Here is a 17,194-nt window from a genome sequence, read left to right on the forward strand (position 1 = left end):
AGCTGCCGATTTTACTGGATTCTCGCGTTTGTTCCCTAGTCTCGGCTTTCAGAGGAATCCGCGTCCTGCCGGTCGAGGCAGGATAGCCGGCCAAGGACTGGGCCAAGAATTGGGGTTACCGAGATGAACGGGGCAAAATCGCTTCTGCAGGATCTGGACGACGCGATCGCGCGCGGCACCGACGAGAGCCGGACGCGGGCGTTGTGGCATGCGACCGACCTTCTGATCACCGGTCGCTATGTCGACGACGAGATCAGCATGTTCGGCGAGGTCATCGGCCGGCTTGCCGACGAGATCGAGATGGAGGCGCGGGCGCAGCTCTCCGAATTGATGGCGGCGTGCGATCACGCTCCGCTCAACGTCATCGAGAAGCTCGCCCTCGACGACGAGATCGAGGTCGCAGGCCCGGTGCTGCGTGACTCCACCCGGCTCGACGAGAAGGTGCTGGTCGAAAGCGCCATGACCAAGGGCCAGTCGCATCTGCTCGCGATCTCCCAGCGCAAATCGATCGGCGAAGCCGTGACCGACGTGCTGGTCAAGCGCGGCGACCAGGAGGTCGTGACTTCGGTTGCGAAGAACGAGGGCGCGCGTTTCTCCGGCTCCGGCCTGCTGCACATGGTCCGGCGCGCCGAGGGCGATTCGATCCTCGCCGAGCAGATCGGCCTGCGCAAGGACGTGCCGCGGCACGTCTTCCAGCAGCTCATCTCCAAGGCGTCGGAGGACGTCCGCCGCCGGCTCGAGACCGAGCGGCCGGAGATGATGGCGCAGATCCAGAGCTCGGTGACCGATGTCACCGGCGATCTCCAGTCCAAGTTCGGCCCGTCCTCGCGCAGCTATTTCGTCGCCAAGCGCGTGGTGACGACGCAGTATCGCCAGGGCAACCTCAACCAAGATTCGATCGCCAATTACGCCCGCCAGCATCGCTTCGACGAGGTGCAGATCGGCCTGTCGCTGCTGTCCGCGCTGCCGGTCGACGTGATCGAGCGCGCGCTGATGGACCGCAACCGCGAGATGCTGCTGGTGCTGTGCAAGGCGCTCGCCTTCTCCTGGGACACGACGATGTCGCTGTTGTTCCTCGGCGCCAAGGATCATCTGATCACGGCGCGCGAGCTCCACGACAACGAGCGCGATTTCGGCCGGCTCAAGGTCGAGACGTCGCGCAGCATCCTGAAGTTCTACCAGTCGCGCAAGAACAGCGCGGGTGCCGATGCAGCTGCGGGCCGTCAGCCCGAGCTTCAGGTCCACTGAGCGGAAAGCGAGAGAGGAGTATTGGCAATGTTGCCTCAATTCGGCACCGCAGTTCGCAAGACCAAGAGCCTCAACGCCGAGGCGAGTGGATCGGCTCCGGACAAGGCCTCCGTCGATGCCGCCTGGCTCGTGCTGGAAGCCGCCAACGATCTCGGCGACCACGCCGCGGTCGAAGCCTGCCGCCGCGTCATCGACGCCGAGCTGAACGGCACGGTCGCCGGCAGCTCGGATCTCGATCTCGTGCTGGGGTATTTCCGCTAAGCTTCGGAGCCTGATGCCCATTCTCCGGCCGTCAGGCGACCGGTATTGGCAAGGCCAGGACGCCACCTGGCTTGTCGCACCTCGCCAAGACGGCGAGGTGCCGGCCCCACTTCTACCTTTGCGATAATTCATGACATGATGTAGCCTGCACTTGCAGGCGCCGTGAGGCGCCGGCGGGCAATGGGGTCTGGAGCGGTCGCGAGGGGGCGGCATGCCTTCTTTGTGAACCGTTTCACGCGGACGGACGTGCTTGCGGGTTATTCTGCATGCGCTCGGGACGCGGCCCTTCGCGGGCTGCCGTTGTCGTTTGTTTGAACATTGTCATTTGCTCGAAGATGATTGGAAGGCTTCCGGTGCGGGGCGCAGCTGCATCAGGGGTGCATGATCGCCGATTGCCTGCGCGGCGAACGCATTGACGTCATTGTTGACCAGTGCCGGACGCGAGGCCGCGTTGATTGATCGCGGCGGCGGCCGGCTGGAAGTGCCGATTCAGAGTTGCCGTATTGAGAGCTTCACAGCCATTGGAGCCGAATATGAAATTTAATGTACGCGTAGCATTGCTTGCCATCGCGGCCGTTCTCGGCGTTTTCATTTGCGCTGCAGCCGACGACAAGCCGACGCCGGCCAATCCCGTCCACCTGCAACAGGGCTGGACTACCGACACCGCTGACCGCTGGCATTTCATCTCGCAGGGGACGGCGCTGGTCCCCTATGAATGGTTTCTCGCGCTCGAGCAGCCGGGGCAGCCGCCGGGACAAACCGAGCTGATCAGGGCGCCTGCGAATTTGCAGCGGCTGGGCTTCCTCACAGAGCCCGTCAGCGCGACCAACCCGGACGGTCTCGGCGTCGGTCTCTACAGCACGCCGGTCGATATTCAGGACGGCCGGCATGCGTGCTGGAAGGGCAAATGGCTCGGCCTGGGCTGCGCGGGTTGCCACACCGGGCAAGTCAGCTATCGCGGCCAGCAGATCCGCATCGAGGGCGGCCCGTCCCATATTGATATCGATACGTTCGTCGAACAGCTCGTCGGGTCCATCACCGACGTCCTCACGGATAGGCAGGGGGCCAAGCAGCGCTTCCTGGCGCGGGTGAAGGCTTCGCCCGCTGATCTCAGCACCGGGCTGCCATGTTTTGGCGAAGTTTTGCAGGCCGCGGACAAGTTCAACCAGATCGTAGGTGCGAACTCGGGCGATACGGCGAACGGTGCGGGCCGGCTGGACGCGCATGGCGCCGGCCTGAATCAGCTTCTTGCGGGCCCCTTCAGGCTGATGAGCGACAAGACGGACATCGGTGAGACCAGGAACTACGCGCACCTGACAGCGCCGGTCAGATATCCGGCGCTGTGGGACACGCCGCGCTTCAGCTGGGTACTGTACAACGGCTCCATCCGTCAGCCGCTGACGCGCAGCCTTGTCGAAGCGCTCGGTGTGCTGGCGCCGATCAAGCACGATGCTACGATGATCACACCCGACGTGACCCACGGGATTCAGATGGAGAATGTGGTGTGGGGACAGCGGGCGCTGATGGATCTGCGCTCGCCGCGCTGGCCGGAATCGATCCTGGGTGCGCCTGACCAGAAGCAGGTGGCACGCGGCGGGCTCGTTTATGCGAGCGCCTGCGCCGATTGCCACGATGCCGCTCCCGCCGTGGCGCCTCCCGGGGCCTGCGACGAGATCCAGATCCCGCTGGTCGATCTCGACAAGATCGGCACTGACCCCGAGCAGGCGACGACGTTCAACAGCCGCAAGATTGCGCTGTCGAAGATCGGAGGCCCGGACTCCATGTCCAACTACAAGGCCGCAGAAGCTCTCACCGGCATCATTGCCGACCAATGGATTGCGAAATCCAAGGGCAATGCGGCGGCTGCGGCCGAGATCAACTGCGGCCGTCCAAACCGGTACAGGGGCCCGCTCGCGTACCGGGCAAGGCCGCTGAACGGGATCTGGGCGATGGCGCCGTATCTGCACAACGGCTCCGTGCCGTCGCTGTATGACCTCCTCGTTTTGCCGGGCCAGCGGCCGAAGACGTTCTATGTCGGCAATTGGGAGTTCGACCCGGCAAAGGTCGGATATCAGATGTCGAGCCGGACGCCTGGCGCATTCCTGTTCGACACCTCCGTGCGCGGCAATTCGAACGCCGGGCACATTTATGGAACGGATCTGAGCGAGGACGACCGCAGGGCGCTGATCGAGTATCTCAAGACACTGTGAGGCAAGACGCCGTGAGCCTGCCGCTCAATCCTTGCGGCAGGTGAAGCAGTAATAGGGGCATTCGCCGTTCGCAAACGACGTATGGAGCTGCGTGCCTGGAATGCCCGCGAACTCGTGCGACACGCCGCGCAGGAGCCGCGGCACGATCTCGGCTGCGAGCGCGGTCCGCCGCGCGCCGTCGAGCTCGAGGGCGCGCGCCACATTGGCCGTGATGTCGTCCTCCTTGACGAGGCGCAGGCGCGACTGCTGGAGGGACTCTCGCGGAAACACGTCCTTGGACCGGTCCTCGAAGCAGGCCATCAGGAATTCGCCGCCGGGCCTGAGCACGCGGTGGACCTCATCGAGGAAGCGCACCATGTCGCCATAATGCTGCGCGCTCTCGACATTGATCACCGCATCGAAACTGTCGTTCTCGAACGGCAGGCTGAGCGCATTGCCGACGCGGAAGGCGAGGTTGCCCTGATCGGCATAGCGGGCCTGGCTAAATCGGATCGCCGGCTTGCAGATGTCGAGCCCGGTGTAGCTCGCAGGCTGGAGATAGCGCGCGACGTAGGATGCGCCGCCGCCGCGGCCGCATCCGACCTCCAGCACGTCCTTCCCGGCGATCGCACTCCCCGACACCGTGTGGTGATAGAGCTGGATCGCATAGCGATCGGGCTCGTCCGCCTCTTGCAGGTCAACCTGGTCGCCGTTCAGCGAGGCGTAGCCGTAATTGAGGAATCGGATGGCCGCGCCCCTGTCGAGATTGCTCACCAGGGAGTACCAGGCGTTGGTGAAGAGGTGGCGGGCGGCGCGCGAATAGAACAGTTTTACGACAGCCGAGTGAACGGGGCTTGTCTCGGTTGGATACAGATCCTGCTTCACGAGGAATACTCTCACGCGAAAATGGGGAACGCTTCCACCATCAAGGATGGGCCAAGGCCTTCAATGCGTCAAATGGCTTTCGATGCGTCAACAATGACGACGTGTGCCTAGCGCGATTGACTTCATTCGGACGGAAGATATACTTTAGGTTTAGTACAATAATGCTGGACCGCGGGTGATGACTGGGCAGGTTGCTGCCTGGTTGGAGAAGGTCGGCCTCCCTCAATATCTGAAGTCCTTTTCCGACCACGGCATTGATTTCGACATTCTTTCCGAGATTACCGATCGCGACCTCGCAAGCATGGGTGTCGTGCTCGGGCATCGCCGCAAGCTGCTGCGCTCGATTGCCGAGCTGGACGTGCCGGAGCCGCGTCTTGCCGCACCCAAGGTCGACACGGGGGCCGAGCGCCGTCAGCTCACGATCATGTTCTGCGATCTGGTCGGCTCGACCGCATTGTCGCAGCGCTTCGATCCCGAGGAGATGCGCGAGATCCTTCAGGCCTATCGCGAGGCCGCGACCGCCGTCATCGCCCGCTATGACGGCATCGTCTCGCGCTTGGTGGGCGACGGAATTCTGTCGTATTTCGGCTATCCGTCCGCCCATGAGGACGATGCCGAACGCGCGGTGCGCGCAGGGCTCGAGACCATCGCCGCCGTTCAGGCCATCAAGGCGCAGCCGGATCTCCAGCTGGAGGTACGCATCGGGATTGCGACCGGGCTCGTCGTCGTCGGCGATCTCATCGCAAAGGGCGCGTCGAGCCGGCTCGAGGTGATCGGCGAAACGCCCAACCTCGCGGCAAGGATGCAGACATTCGCCGATCCCGGCTCCGTCATCATCGCGTCCTCGACGCGGCGGCTGCTCGGCAATCTGTTCCAGCTGCGCCAGCTCGGAACGCGCTCGATCAAGGGCTTCAGCGAGCCCATCGAGGTCTGGGCGGTGGATGCTGCGTCCGCGCTCTCGAGCCGCTTCGAAGCCTACCACTCCCAGGGTCTCGTCGGGTTCGTCGGCCGCGAGCAGGAGCTGGATCGGCTTGCGGAGTGCAAGCAGCGGGCCTGGCGCGGCCAGGGCCAGGTCGTGCTGATTTCGGGCGAGCCGGGTATCGGCAAGTCGCGGCTCGCGGCGCATTTCCTCAGCGAGCGGGTCGCAGCCGAGCCGCACATCCGCTTGCGCTATCAGTGCTCGCCGCATCACCGCGCCAGCGCGCTTTACCCGGTCATCACGCAGCTTCAGCGGGCCGCGAAGCTCGGGCCGGGCGATACCAATCCGCAGCGGCTGCGCAAGCTCGAAGCCTTGCTCGGACGGACCAATCTGAAGACGCCAACGCTGGTGCCGCTGTTTGCGGATCTGCTGTCGATCCCGACCGACGGACGCTATCTGCCACTCGCATGGACGCCGCAGCAGCTGCGCCGCAATACGCTGGCGGCGCTGATCCAGCGTCTCCAGCGTCTGAGCACCGAGGCGCCGGTGTTCTGCATCGTCGAAGATCTGCATTGGGCGGATGCGACCTCGCTCGAGCTGCTCGAGCTCGCGGTCAGGCTTGCCGACCAGCTTCGCGTCCTGCTGGTCCTGACATTCCGGGACGAGTTCACGCTGCCGTGGATGGGCCCGGCGAACATGACGACGCTGGAGCTCGGACGGCTCAAGGAGACCGATGTCGAGCGCATGATCACCGATGTGGTCGGAAGCCGCTCGGTCCCGTCCGAGCTCGTCACGCAAATCGCGGCGCGGACCGACGGCATCCCGTTGTTCGTCGAGGAGTTGACGCGTACCGTGCTAGAGATGGGCATCCTCGAAAAGACCGATGGCGGCCGTTACAGGATCGGCGGCAGCCTGCCGCGCCTTTCGATACCCTCGACGCTGCAGGATTCGCTGATGGCACGGCTCGACCGGCTCGGCCCGGCCAAGGAAGTCGCGCAAGTGTGCGCCGTGATCGGCCGCGAGTTCTCCGATGTGCTGCTGCGCGCCATCGCCGACAAGGACGATGCCGAGCTCGATGCCCAGCTCGCCCAGCTCGAACGCGCCGAACTGATCTTCCGCAGCCGCTCCGCACCCGAAGGGGTCTATACGTTCAAGCACGCTCTGGTGCAGGACACCGCTTACGAGAGCCTGCTCAAGAGCAGCCGGCGCAGATTGCACGAGCGGATCGCCGCAGCGCTCCAGGACCAGTTTCCGGACATTGCGGCGGCATCGCCCGAAATCGCCGCGCATCATCTCACCCAGGCGGGCCTGGTCGAGGACGCCGTGGAATGGTGGGGCAAGGCCGGCGACCGCGCGCTGCGCCGCTCGGCCTATCACGAAGCCATCGCGCATCTGACCAAGGCGATCGGCCTCGCCGAGGGTTTGAGCGAAAGCCCGGCCGGGCAGAGCCGGCGGCTGCAAGTGCAGATCGCCTATGGCAACGCGCTGATCGCGACGCGCGGATATGGCGCGCCGGAGACGTCGGTCGCCTTCACGCGGGCGCGGGAGCTTGCATCCAGGCTCAAGGGCGCTCCCGAGCGGTTCGCCGCGACCTACGGCCTCTGGGTCGGAAGCCTCGTTCGCAGCGAGCTCGGATCGATGCAGGAGCTGGCGCGGGCCTTCCTGCACGATACGGGCGATCGACCAGACTCACCGGAGGCGGGGATCGCCCATCGCGTCGGCGGCATGACGCGCTGGTTCGAGGGCAATTTCGTCGATGCCAAGCAGCATCTCGAGCAGGCGCTGACCATCTACCGCTACGAGCACGACAAGAATCTCGCCTTCCTGTACGGGCATGATTACGGCATCGCGGCGGCGATCTACCTCGCGCTGGTGCTCTGGCCGCTCGGCGAGGTCGATCGCGCCGAGCAATTGGCACAGGAGTCGATCCGGCGCGCCGCGGACAGCGGCCATGTCGCGACGATGGTCTACGCGCATTTCCACAAGATCGTTCTCGAGGCGGTTCGCGGCAGCCCCGAGCGGGCCAAGCCGCATGTCGATGCCGTCATCGAGCTCAGCCGCGAGCACGGCCTGCTGCTCTACACGCGGGCGGGCAAATTCTGGAACGGCTGGATCCGCTGCCATCTGGGCGATCGCGCGGTCGGGCTCCAGGCGATGCAGGACTCGATCGGACTGCCGCTGGTTGGCAAGATGGCGACCGGGCTCTACGTGCCCCTGACCTGGGCGTTGCTTGCGGAGGCCAAGGCCGGCGAGGGGCAGTTCGACGACGCGCTCGCGATCCTCGACGAGCAGCTCGTCGAGGTGGAGCGCACCGGCCAGGAATGGTTCACCACCGAGATCCACCGCCGGCGCGGCGAGCTGATGCTGCGCAAGGATCCGCGAGATATTGTCGCAGCCGAGGCCGCCTTCACGCTCGCCCTCGAGACCGCGCGCCGGCAGCAGGCGGCCACGTTCGAGCTGCGGGCCGCGCTCTCGCTCGGCAGATTGTATCTCGCCAGCGGAACGGGCGAGCAGGCGCGCGCGGTGCTCGCGCCCATCGTGGGCAAGTTCACCAGCACACAGGAGCTGCCGGAAATTTTCGAGGCACGCGAGGCCCTGGACCGTTCGATCAAGACAAGCCCATGCAATTGAACAGGTTCCTGTATTTCGCCGATTACGTCATCTATCCCCTGGCAAGCGCCGGGCTGGTTGCGGTCTCGTTGCTCAAGACCGATCCGCTGCGCTGGGAACAGGCGGCGATCGGCTTCGTGTGCGGTCTGGCGCTATGGAGTCTCGCCGAGTACGTCATCCATCGCTTCGCCCTGCACGGTCCGGCTTTTCTTGCAGCCTTGCACGACGTGCACCATACCGATCCGCGCGCGCTGGTCGGCTCGCCGCTCTGGCTGAGTCTGGGCTCGATCTTCCTCGGATCGCTGCTGCCGATCTGGCTCGCGATCGGCTTTGCGACGGCGTGCGCGGTGACGGCGGGGCTGATGATGGGCTACATCTATTTCGGTCTGCTTCACCACGTCGTTCATCACCACCACATCAAGCGCGGCACCTATCTGTGGCGATTGAAGCGCCGTCACGCCCTGCATCATTACGGCAAGACGCCGTGCAATTTCGGCGTGGTCACCAGCCTGTGGGATCACGTGTTCGGGACGTTCCGCCCGGAGTGAGCGGCGCAATCGTCAGCTCAGCCGCAATTCCAGATCGCGCCGATCGGCGTTCGCGTCCAGCACGGGCCGAAGCTGCCGCCATTGTAGCGGGGGCCGCCAAAGCCGGGCCGGCCGAAATAGTGCCAGTCGCCGTTCCAGCCGTAATAATAGGGCACCGGGTCGATATACCAGTTGCGCCGGTTGTCGCGCGCGTAGCGTCGCAGGCCGTTCTTCTGCATGTAGAGCGGCTGGCTGTTGCTCAGCGGCTGCCGATAGCCCGGCAGGAAGCCGTAGCCATGCCAGCTTTGCTTGGGCTTCTTGTCGACCGCCGCAGCCGGCGCGAAGACCGGCAGCAGCGACACGATGACAGCAATGAATAGACACATCAGGCGGGACATGAATCGACCATAGACAGCCGATGCCGTGAAAGCCATTCAAATCCGAGTGCAACGGCGCGGCCGGGCCATGCCCGGCCGTGCTGTTGTTTCACGTTTAAGCGTTCGCGCCGCCATCGACGGTCAGCGTCGAGCCGGTGATGTACTTCGCCTTGGTGCTCGCCAGGAACGCAACCGCATTGGCGATGTCCTCGGCCGCGCCATAGCGGCCCAATGCCATGAACTGCTTCAGGGTGTCCGCGGTCGGGCCGTGGGCGGGGTTCATGTCGGTATCGATCGAGCCCGGCGCCACCAAATTGACCGTGATGTCCTTGGGGCCGACCTCGCGCGCGAGCGCCTTCGTGAACGCGATCAGCGCTGATTTCGAGGCCGCGTAGACGCCGAGCACCGGCGCGGGCACGCGGTCGGCGAAGTAGCTGCCGATGGTGATGATGCGGCCGCCCTTGCCCAAGTGGGCCAGCGCGGCCTTGCTCGCGACGATCGGGGAGCGCACGTTGACGTTCAAGAGCGCATCGATGTCGGCAAGCGACATGTCCTTGACGCCGGCCAGTCGCAGAATTCCGGCATTGTTGACCAGAATATCGAGCCCGCCGAGCGCGGCGACGGTCTTCTCGACCGAGGCCTGGACGGCGGCGACATCGGCGCTGTCGGCCTGGATCGCCACGGCCTTCCGCCCCGTCGCCTTGATGGCGTCGACGACCTCAGCGGCGCTGTCCGCGGACTTTTCATAGGTGATCGCGACATCGGCGCCTTCCGCGGCCAGCGCCTTTGCAATGGCCGCGCCGATCCCTCTGCTTGCGCCCGTCACCAGGGCCCGTTTTCCTGCCAGTGTCATCATGCTCTCCTATTTTGTAATGATCGACACAGAATAGATAGAGCCTTGATCGACGGGGTCAAGTGAATTATGTGTTGATCATTACAGAAATGGGCGCCAAGGAGACGCAATGGCGGGACGGCCACGGGAATTTGATCGCGAGGCGGCGCTCGAGGCCGCCATGGTCCTGTTCTGGCGCAAGGGCTATGCGTCCGCCTCGATGAACGATCTGTGCGACGCCATGGGCGTCCGCTCGCCGAGCCTTTATGCGGCTTTCGAAAGCAAGGAAGCGCTCTATCTCGCCGCGATCGAGCACTACGTGCTGACCCAGGGGCAACCGGTTTGGGACAGGCTCGCGGACGGCGCGACCGCGCGTGCCGGCATCGGGAATTTGCTGGTCGCCGCGGCCGAGACCCTGCCGAAATCCCGGACGGCCCCCGCCGGCTGCATGGCCGTGCTGGGCGCCGTCAGCGACGAATGGCCGCCGACCATCGCCCGAATGGTCAAGAAGCTCCGGCTCGACATGCTCGGCAATCTGCGCGCGCGGCTGGAGGCTGCGATCGCCAATGGCGAGCTGCCGGCCGCAACCGACATCGATGCGCTCAGCCGATTCTATCTCAGCGTCTTCCAGGGCATGGCCATCCAGGCCAAGGACGGCGCCACGCCGGCGGAGCTGAAAGGCGCCGTCGCAGCGGCGATGGCGGCGTGGCCGGGTGAGGGTGAGCGGTAGCGAGGCGACGGAGTAACGCGGCGGATGACAGGCATCGACGCGAGGTGTGCGATCAGTTCACGCTTGCCAGGAAGCCAGCAAGAATTGTCCGGCTCTGGCTGAGCGTCTCGATACGTTCGTCGATCTGGCCGACCTGCTGAGCGAGGATTCTTCGCAGCTCGTTGCACGGCCTGAAAGCCGGATCGCAGTTCTGCACGCACGGGAGTAGCCGCTGGATCGTTTCGAGCGTCATCCCGGCGGAACCAAGCATTTTGATCCGCCGCACGGTTTCCTCGTCGGCCGGCCCATAGTCGCGATAGCCGGAGCCGGACCGCTGGGGCGCAAGCAGTCCTTCGCCCTCGTAGTAGCGAAGCATTCGGACGCTGACGCCGGTCCGCCGGGAGAGTTCGCCAATCTTCATCTGAAAAACCTCTTGACCCTGACAGCGCTGTCAGACCTTACAGATTGTGCTCATCCAGGTGAATACCGCTTGCGAAGGAGCAAACATGAAAACCTTCCATTTGAATGGCGATGCAGGTGCTGGCGGCCTTGTGCGAGCCGAAGTCAGCAAACCCGAACCCGCCAATGGTGAAGTTCGCATCCGGGTCGAAGCGGCAAGTCTGAACTACCGCGACCTCCTGATCCTCGATCGGGTGGGCCAGGGTGGGCTCAACGGCCGCGTGCCGCTCTCCGACGGCGCGGGCGTCGTCGATGCCATCGGCTCGGACGTCCAGCAATGGCGGCCCGGCGACCGCGTTGCCGCATCGTTCTTTCGCGACTGGGTCTCGGGGCCGTTCAAGGCCAGCTATGTTGCGTCAGCGCTCGGTGGCAACACGATGGACGGAATGCTCGCGGAGTATGTCGTGCTGCCGGCAACGGCGCTCGTCTCCGTGCCGGCGCACCTCACCTCGGTCGAAGCCGCGACCTTGCCCTGTGCCGGTGTCACGGCCTGGCACGGCCTCATCGCACGTGCCGGGATGGGCAAAGGCGACACACTGCTGGTCCAGGGGACAGGCGGCGTCGCGCTGTTCGGCCTTCAGCTCGCAGCGGCGCTGGGGGCGCGCGCGATTGTGATATCTTCGTCGGATGAGAAACTCGACCGTGCCAAGGCGATGGGCGCCTCGATCCTCATCAACTACCGTGACACGCCTGACTGGGATGTCGCCCTGATGCAAGCGACGGACGGCAAAGGTGCCAGCCATATCCTCGAACTCGGCGGCCCCGGCACCTATGATCGATCGCTGCGATCGGTCGCGTCGGGTGGCAAGATTGTTCAGATTGGTGTTTTGACCGGGTTCGGCCCGAAGCCCGACCTCGCGCGCCTTCAATGGGAGAATGCCGACATCATCGGTGTCACCGTCGGATCGGTCGAACATTTCACCACGATGAATCGCGTCTTGACCGAACACACGATCCACCCGGTCGTCGATCGGGTCTACGGTTTCGACGAGGCACCCGCAGCGTATGCTCACCTGCGGACCGGCTCGCACTTCGGCAAGGTCGTTGTCGAGTTCTAGCGGACGGGATGGGTTTCGCATCCGCTCGACCCATCTTGCAAGCATGCACGATCTCAAAACAGAGCGGCGTTGAGGGCCTGTCCGTAGATCATTGCCGCGACCAGCGAGATCAGCAAGCCCGCGCCCGAGAAGATCGCGAGGACTTTTAGCGTTTCGACGTCGACATTGGTTCCCGTCGCGCGGGTTATTGCTCTTGCCAGTGCAGCCATCATCGCCAGCTCCGAAGCAGGCCGCGCGGAGGCGAGGCCTGCTTCATCATCTAGCGTCGTTTGGCGCATTCGCGTGTGAAGCAGATTACAGGTGGTCCAGTAGCTGCCATGCGGGTGCTGGTGGGCACGCTTCGCTTTGCCCACCCTACGCTGTGCGGCATGGCCGGCTCTGAAACCAGCCGGTGACGCTCACGGGATCTCAAGATGCGCGATGCGCCGTCGCACGCAGCTGTGAACGAACGAGCCCCGAACGCACGTAACGGCAGCTGCTTGCACCCGTACAGCCCTTGGCGAACGTGCTCGTTCGCAAGCTGACGCATGTGCAATCCGGGGAGAAACGGTCACATGAGAGAGTTCTACGTCGCTGAGACCGGTGGTGGTTCCTATCGTCCGCTCGCCATTCTCCGCTGGGTCATGGTGGTCATCTTCGTCTCGTTCGGGATGCAGAAATTCACGCCGCAATCGGCACAGGGCATCGCCCAGTTCATCGGCAACAGTCCGTTCATCTCCTGGCTGTCGATATTCGGCCTGAGGGGAGAGGCCTATGTCCTCGGTGTCACTGAATTCGTGATTGCGGCACTGCTCGTGGCAGGCAGCTTCAGCCCAATCCTGTCCGCGCTCGGCTCGTTCATGGGCGTGGTGACCTTCGCGATCACCTGGTCGTTCTTTTTCACGACGCCGGGCGTCGTCACATGGAGCCTGTCATCCGATCCGATGGCGTGGAATCTCGCCGGCGAGTTTCTGTTCAAGGATGTCGTCCTGCTCTGTGTGTGCGTCGTGCTGTTCCTCGCCTCTCTGCCGCAATCGGTGGTTCGGCTGCGCACCGGCTGAGGCCGTAGGATGGGTAGAGCGGAAGCGAAACCCATCATGGCTTCCGAGCGTGTCGAGGCGTGATGGGTTTCGCTTCCGCTCTACCCATCCTACAGACTTGCGGCTCTCACTGTCGGATGCGGTAAATCACGACATCCTCGCCGTGATGAATCGTGCTCTTTTCGAGGACGTAGTTCGCTTTCTCCAGCACGCGGCGCGACGCGCGGTGCCCGACGAACACCAGGCCGATGAGCGACGGCAACGCGAGCTGCGACAGCCCGATCTGCGTCAGCGCGATCGCGATCTCGCTGGCAAGCCCCTGGCCCCAGAATTCCCGCTTGAACGTGTAAGCGATCTCGATCTCGTCGATGCCGTCGACGAGGATGTGCCGGATGCCCGCCCGTCCGGCAAACGCGCCATCGCGCGTTCGCAGCGCCCACAGTCCGAAACCGTGCCGGTCCCAATGCGCGATGTTGACGGCGAGGTAAGCCTTCGTCGCCTCCGGCGCACGCACGCCGCCGAGATAGCGGGACACTTCGGGATCGAGGTGGAGCGCGACGAGGTCGGCGAGGTGATCGTCACGCAATCGCTCGGCGATCAGCCTGTCGGTGGAGAAACGGTCCATGGACACTGATAGCCGCTCTTAAGGCCTATCGTCGATCCCTTCGCGATGCGAAACCGCACGACATCAGCACCGGTTGGACCGTTTGGACTCCGTGTCCGGCCCAAATTCTGACTTGACCGTGTTGAGCGCCGCGGCCAGCTCGTCGATATGATAAGGTTTCGGCAAAATCTGGATACCCGCCAGTTCGGCTTCGTGAACCGCGGCCTCGGAGTATCCGCTGGTCAGAAGGACGGGGATGTCGCTTCGTCTTCTTTTGATCTCATGCGCCAACTCGACCCCATTCATGCCGCCCGGCATCATGATGTCGGAAAAGATCAGGTCGACGGCGCGGCCATCGGCCAAGGCACCGAGCGCGGCGGCACCGCTCGCAGCACGTGTGACCTCGTAGCCGAGCTGACCAAGCATCTCGCTCACCAGTGCCGCAACCTCGTCATCGTCCTCCACGAGAAGGATTCTGCCATGATTGTCCTTTTTGGGCCGCACCATGTTGAGATCGATGAGGTGCCGCTCCTTGGGCGGCACGCGGTGGGACCGCGGCAGGTAAAGCTCGATGCTGGTGCCTTGGCCGACTTCCGATCGAATGCGGACCATTCCCCGCGACTGCGTCGCAAATCCGTGGACCTGGGCAAGGCCGAGCCCCGACCCTTTTCCGACTTCCTTCGTCGTGAAAAACGGTTCGAAAACGCGCGACAAAATCTCCGGTCCCATGCCCACGCCGGTATCGACGACGGACAGGCGCACATAGTCGCCAACGATCTGCTCGTCATTCAAATCGGGGAGATTTTCTCCTCGCACGACAATCGTGCCGCCATTGGGCATGGCGTCCCTGGCGTTGACCGCCAGGTTGAGAACCACGAGTTCGAGCTCGCCGGGATCGACCTCCACCGGCCAGAGCGTGTCCGGAAAATCGAACTCGACGTGGACGTCGCCCCTCAAGCTTCGATCGAGCAGCTCGCGCATGCCGCCCATCTGCAAGGCGACGTCGACGGGCTCGGGCCGGAGCGTCTGCCGGCGCGAGAACGCAAGAAGCTGCCTGGTCAGGCTGGCGCCGCGCTGGGCGGCCTGGACCATCCCGTCCATCAAGCGGCGACGGCGGGCAGGGTCTGTCTGACGGTCAAGCATGTCCAGCCCGCCGGAAATAACCATCAGCAGATTGTTGAAGTCATGCGCCACTCCGCCGGTCAACTGGCCGATGGCCTCGATCTTCTGAGCCTGGCGGAGCGCCTCCTCGATCCGGGCGCGCTCGTTCATTTCGAGGCGTAACTGCTCATTGGCATCCTCCAGCGCGCGCGTGCGCTCGACGACCAGTCTTTCGAGTTGTTGGGCCGTCTGCTCGCGCGCCTCAAGCAATGCCCGGATCTCGTATTGACGCCCTCGGGCCCGCATGGCCGATTGAATGGCGCTTGTCAGCGTTATCGGCTGGACTGGCCGTTCGAGCAGCGAGACGTTTCGGAGAAGCGCGACAATGCCGCGGCGCCATGCGACGACGGCGGGATGCTCGCGATGACTGGTGAGAATGACGAAAGGGAGGTCGGACCATGGCGGCTGATTCGCGATCCATTGCGCCAGCGGCGCCGTATCCTTCCCAAACAGACCTTCTTCGGCAAGGAAAACCGCCCCTACGCCCGCGGTCATCTCGTCGAGAAGTTGGGGAAGGCTTCGGCAGTTGATCGCTTCGAGGCTCGAGCCGCGGAAGAGCTCCGCGGCAGCCTGTCCGTCGCGTCCTATCGGAGCAAAGACGAGAACATGATGATCTCGCCTGGCGCTCATCCGGCCGATCCTTCCGGCATTGCCTTGCCAGTGTAACTCGGATTGCCCGAAAAGATGCCGCTGAACTCCTTGAGCGGAGGACCCAACCTGATGCCGGCGCTGCTGAGGCGAAACTCGCGGATGGTGTGCTCGTGTTGACCGCTGCGCTTCTTGACCACCGACAAGGCACGCCGCACCGTGCCGCCCACCTCGAAATATCGCAGCATGATCACGGCATCGCTCAGATAGCTGATGTCGAGCGGCGTATCCATTGGCCCGACTAGCCCATGCTGGGCGAGAACCAGGATGGTCAGCACCCCTTGCTGCGCAAGATAGCTCAGGAGCTCGTGCATCTGCAGGATGAGAAAGCGTTCGTCCGGCATGGCATTGAGGTAGCCGTTCAGACTGTCGATGATGACGATGCGCGCATTGTCGCATTCGACGCTTCTTCTCACGTTTGCAGCGAACTCGCCCGGTGACAGTTCGGCCGGATCGATCTGTTGAAAGCGGATGTGGCCGGACTCGATATACTTTTCGAGAGGCAATCCAAGCGTTTTGGCGCGGGCTTCGACCGTGCCGCGGCCTTCGTCGAAGGCGAAAAAGACTGCGTGTTCGCCGCGCTCGGCTGCCGCTATCGCATAAGTCAATGCAAGGGATGACTTACCGACGCCGGCGGCGCCTATGAGGAGCGCGTTGGTGCCGCGCTCGAGGCCGCCTCCGAGGAGTTGATCCAGTTCAGTATTGCCGCTAGGAGTGCATTCGCCGCGAAAAGGCTTGTGATGCTCGGCGGCGACCAGCCGTGGAAAGATATGCAGGCCGCCTTCTTCGATCGTAAAATCATGGAAGCCGCCGCGAAACTTGATGCCGCGCATCTTTATCACGCGGAGCCGTCGTCGCTCCGCGCCGTAATCGATGGCGAGTTGTTCGAGCATCACCACGCCATGTGCAATCGAATGCAGTTGCAGGTCGTCCTGGGACGAAGAGAGATCGTCGAGAAGCACGACCGTACACTTGCGGTTGGTGAAGAAGTGTTTCAGAGCCAGGACCTGGCGTCTGTAACGCAGCGGGTTCTGGGCAAGGAGGCGCAGTTCGGACAGGCTGTCGAGCACGACCCGGGCGGGATTGATGCGCTCGACCTCCTTGAAAACCAGGTTTGTCGTTTCGTTCAGCTCCATCTCGGCGGGATGGAACACCGTGAGCTCGCGGTCCGGATCGAGCGTCGTCTCCGGTGGCACCAGTTCAAAGATGTCGACACCCTCGAGCGACCAGCCGTGCCGTTTTGCGACGAGATCCAGCTCGCGCTTGGTTTCGGACAGGGAAATGTAGAGCCCACGTTCGCCACTCCGGACACCCCGCAGCAGGAACTGGAGCGCCATCGTGGTCTTGCCGGTGCCGGGCCTGCCTTCGTACAGGTACATCCGATTGGCATCGAAGCCCCCTCCGAGGATGTTATCGAGCCCTTCGCTGCCCGTCGAAACTCTCGGCAAATCTTTGGACTCACCGTCTTGAGCGGCGCTGGCTTTGCTGATCATCGAACTTCCTGACGCTTTCACCCCAAAAGGGCGTCATCGGTTTGGTCCCAAATCTGATGGCCAAGGCTTCGGGCCGAAACGGGATGTTGGTAAAGGAACTCGAAGGAAGGCCCCGAGTTCCACTGCGGGAAGAGGGGCGTGGCGCACGGGCCTCAGTCCTCGGCGTCTACCGCGCCGACGAACCGCTGCGGGGGA

16 protein-coding genes are annotated in these 17,194 nt (G+C 63.8%); 8 read left to right on the plus strand and 8 right to left on the minus strand.

Annotation, left to right across the window (positions count from 1 at the left end; genetic code table 11):
* Positions 1-123: 123 nt before the first annotated feature.
* The 3 genes from IC761_RS09350 to IC761_RS09360 all read left to right on the plus strand — a co-directional run bounded on the left by IC761_RS09350 (position 124) and on the right by IC761_RS09360 (position 3,719).
* The gene (locus IC761_RS09350; RefSeq protein ID WP_195802960.1) at positions 124-1,248 is read left to right on the plus strand and encodes a DUF2336 domain-containing protein; all 1,125 of its coding nucleotides are present in this window, start codon (positions 124-126) and stop codon (positions 1,246-1,248) included.
* Between the two features lie 27 nt (positions 1,249-1,275).
* The gene (locus IC761_RS09355; RefSeq protein ID WP_195802961.1) at positions 1,276-1,509 is read left to right on the plus strand and encodes a hypothetical protein; all 234 of its coding nucleotides are present in this window, start codon (positions 1,276-1,278) and stop codon (positions 1,507-1,509) included.
* Between the two features lie 455 nt (positions 1,510-1,964).
* Positions 1,965-3,719 carry a di-heme-cytochrome C peroxidase gene (locus tag IC761_RS09360; protein WP_195802962.1) on the plus strand — a complete coding sequence of 585 codons (1,755 nt, stop codon included), beginning with the start codon at positions 1,965-1,967 and terminating at the stop codon, positions 3,717-3,719.
* 24 nt (positions 3,720-3,743) lie between these two features.
* Here IC761_RS09360 and IC761_RS09365 read toward each other — a convergent pair whose 3' ends face one another.
* Positions 3,744-4,583, minus strand: coding sequence for a class I SAM-dependent methyltransferase (locus tag IC761_RS09365; RefSeq protein WP_210338526.1), 840 nt, complete (start codon positions 4,581-4,583; stop codon positions 3,744-3,746).
* Between the two features lie 178 nt (positions 4,584-4,761).
* On the opposite strand from IC761_RS09365, the gene IC761_RS09370 reads away from it, so the two are divergent.
* A complete protein-coding gene (locus tag IC761_RS09370; RefSeq protein ID WP_195802963.1) occupies positions 4,762-8,133 on the plus strand; it encodes an AAA family ATPase in 3,372 nt (1,123 codons plus the stop codon).
* On the plus strand, positions 8,124-8,660 hold the full coding sequence (locus IC761_RS09375; protein ID WP_195802964.1) for a sterol desaturase family protein: 537 nt from the start codon (positions 8,124-8,126) through the stop codon (positions 8,658-8,660). Before IC761_RS09370 ends, IC761_RS09375 begins: the two co-directional genes overlap by 10 nt.
* Before the next feature lie 17 nt (positions 8,661-8,677).
* On the opposite strand, the gene IC761_RS09380 is transcribed toward IC761_RS09375, so the two are convergent.
* Positions 8,678-9,037, minus strand: coding sequence for a hypothetical protein (locus tag IC761_RS09380; protein WP_195802965.1), 360 nt, complete (start codon positions 9,035-9,037; stop codon positions 8,678-8,680).
* A gap of 94 nt (positions 9,038-9,131) precedes the next feature.
* On the minus strand, positions 9,132-9,872 hold the full coding sequence (locus tag IC761_RS09385) for a 3-oxoacyl-ACP reductase family protein (protein WP_195802966.1): 741 nt from the start codon (positions 9,870-9,872) through the stop codon (positions 9,132-9,134).
* A gap of 106 nt (positions 9,873-9,978) precedes the next feature.
* Between IC761_RS09385 and IC761_RS09390 the strand changes: the two genes are divergently transcribed.
* Positions 9,979-10,578, plus strand: coding sequence for a TetR/AcrR family transcriptional regulator (locus IC761_RS09390; protein WP_195802967.1), 600 nt, complete (start codon positions 9,979-9,981; stop codon positions 10,576-10,578).
* Between the two features lie 52 nt (positions 10,579-10,630).
* Here the strand turns inward: IC761_RS09390 and IC761_RS09395 are convergent, their stop codons facing one another.
* Positions 10,631-10,978 carry a MerR family transcriptional regulator gene (locus IC761_RS09395; protein ID WP_195802968.1) on the minus strand — a complete coding sequence of 116 codons (348 nt, stop codon included), beginning with the start codon at positions 10,976-10,978 and terminating at the stop codon, positions 10,631-10,633.
* 85 nt (positions 10,979-11,063) lie between these two features.
* Here IC761_RS09395 and IC761_RS09400 point away from each other — a divergent pair, with 85 nt between their 5' ends.
* Entirely contained in the window at positions 11,064-12,074 is a 1,011-nt protein-coding gene (locus IC761_RS09400) for a zinc-dependent alcohol dehydrogenase family protein (RefSeq protein ID WP_195802969.1), read from the plus strand.
* 53 nt (positions 12,075-12,127) lie between these two features.
* Here the strand turns inward: IC761_RS09400 and IC761_RS09405 are convergent, their stop codons facing one another.
* Positions 12,128-12,286, minus strand: a complete 159-nt coding sequence (locus IC761_RS09405; RefSeq protein WP_195802970.1) for a hypothetical protein — start codon at positions 12,284-12,286, stop codon at positions 12,128-12,130.
* A gap of 342 nt (positions 12,287-12,628) precedes the next feature.
* Between IC761_RS09405 and IC761_RS09410 the strand changes: the two genes are divergently transcribed.
* Positions 12,629-13,114: a DUF417 family protein gene (locus tag IC761_RS09410; RefSeq protein WP_195802971.1), complete on the plus strand. Its 486-nt coding sequence runs from the start codon at positions 12,629-12,631 to the stop codon at positions 13,112-13,114.
* Positions 13,115-13,220: 106 nt separating this feature from the next.
* On the opposite strand, the gene IC761_RS09415 is transcribed toward IC761_RS09410, so the two are convergent.
* The 3 genes from IC761_RS09415 to IC761_RS09425 form a co-directional block, all read right to left on the minus strand.
* The gene (locus IC761_RS09415) at positions 13,221-13,718 is read right to left on the minus strand and encodes a GNAT family N-acetyltransferase (protein WP_195804606.1); all 498 of its coding nucleotides are present in this window, start codon (positions 13,716-13,718) and stop codon (positions 13,221-13,223) included.
* Positions 13,719-13,781: 63 nt separating this feature from the next.
* Positions 13,782-15,488: a response regulator gene (locus tag IC761_RS09420; RefSeq protein ID WP_195802972.1), complete on the minus strand. Its 1,707-nt coding sequence runs from the start codon at positions 15,486-15,488 to the stop codon at positions 13,782-13,784.
* On the minus strand, positions 15,485-16,999 hold the full coding sequence (locus IC761_RS09425; protein WP_195802973.1) for an ATPase domain-containing protein: 1,515 nt from the start codon (positions 16,997-16,999) through the stop codon (positions 15,485-15,487). The genes IC761_RS09420 and IC761_RS09425 overlap by 4 nt, the downstream gene beginning before the upstream one ends.
* Between the last annotated feature and the right edge of the window lie 195 nt (positions 17,000-17,194).

The organism is Bradyrhizobium commune, assembly GCF_015624505.1.
GTDB classification, from domain to species: domain Bacteria; phylum Pseudomonadota; class Alphaproteobacteria; order Rhizobiales; family Xanthobacteraceae; genus Bradyrhizobium; species Bradyrhizobium commune.

Excerpts from the sequence above, each read along its gene's own strand:
- IC761_RS09350 (WP_195802960.1), top strand. The coding sequence starts at position 124 with ATGAACGGGGCAAAATCGCTTCTGCAGGATCTGGACGACGCGATCGCG.
- IC761_RS09355 (WP_195802961.1), top strand. The coding sequence starts at position 1,276 with ATGTTGCCTCAATTCGGCACCGCAGTTCGCAAGACCAAGAGCCTCAAC.
- IC761_RS09370 (WP_195802963.1), top strand. The coding sequence starts at position 4,762 with ATGACTGGGCAGGTTGCTGCCTGGTTGGAGAAGGTCGGCCTCCCTCAA.
- IC761_RS09375 (WP_195802964.1), top strand. The coding sequence starts at position 8,124 with ATGCAATTGAACAGGTTCCTGTATTTCGCCGATTACGTCATCTATCCC.
- IC761_RS09380 (WP_195802965.1), bottom strand. The coding sequence starts at position 9,037 with ATGTCCCGCCTGATGTGTCTATTCATTGCTGTCATCGTGTCGCTGCTG.
- IC761_RS09385 (WP_195802966.1), bottom strand. The coding sequence starts at position 9,872 with ATGATGACACTGGCAGGAAAACGGGCCCTGGTGACGGGCGCAAGCAGA.
- IC761_RS09390 (WP_195802967.1), top strand. The coding sequence starts at position 9,979 with ATGGCGGGACGGCCACGGGAATTTGATCGCGAGGCGGCGCTCGAGGCC.
- IC761_RS09395 (WP_195802968.1), bottom strand. The coding sequence starts at position 10,978 with ATGAAGATTGGCGAACTCTCCCGGCGGACCGGCGTCAGCGTCCGAATG.
- IC761_RS09400 (WP_195802969.1), top strand. The coding sequence starts at position 11,064 with ATGAAAACCTTCCATTTGAATGGCGATGCAGGTGCTGGCGGCCTTGTG.
- IC761_RS09405 (WP_195802970.1), bottom strand. The coding sequence starts at position 12,286 with ATGATGGCTGCACTGGCAAGAGCAATAACCCGCGCGACGGGAACCAAT.
- IC761_RS09410 (WP_195802971.1), top strand. The coding sequence starts at position 12,629 with ATGAGAGAGTTCTACGTCGCTGAGACCGGTGGTGGTTCCTATCGTCCG.
- IC761_RS09415 (WP_195804606.1), bottom strand. The coding sequence starts at position 13,718 with ATGGACCGTTTCTCCACCGACAGGCTGATCGCCGAGCGATTGCGTGAC.
- IC761_RS09420 (WP_195802972.1), bottom strand. The coding sequence starts at position 15,488 with ATGAGCGCCAGGCGAGATCATCATGTTCTCGTCTTTGCTCCGATAGGA.
- IC761_RS09425 (WP_195802973.1), bottom strand. The coding sequence starts at position 16,999 with ATGATCAGCAAAGCCAGCGCCGCTCAAGACGGTGAGTCCAAAGATTTG.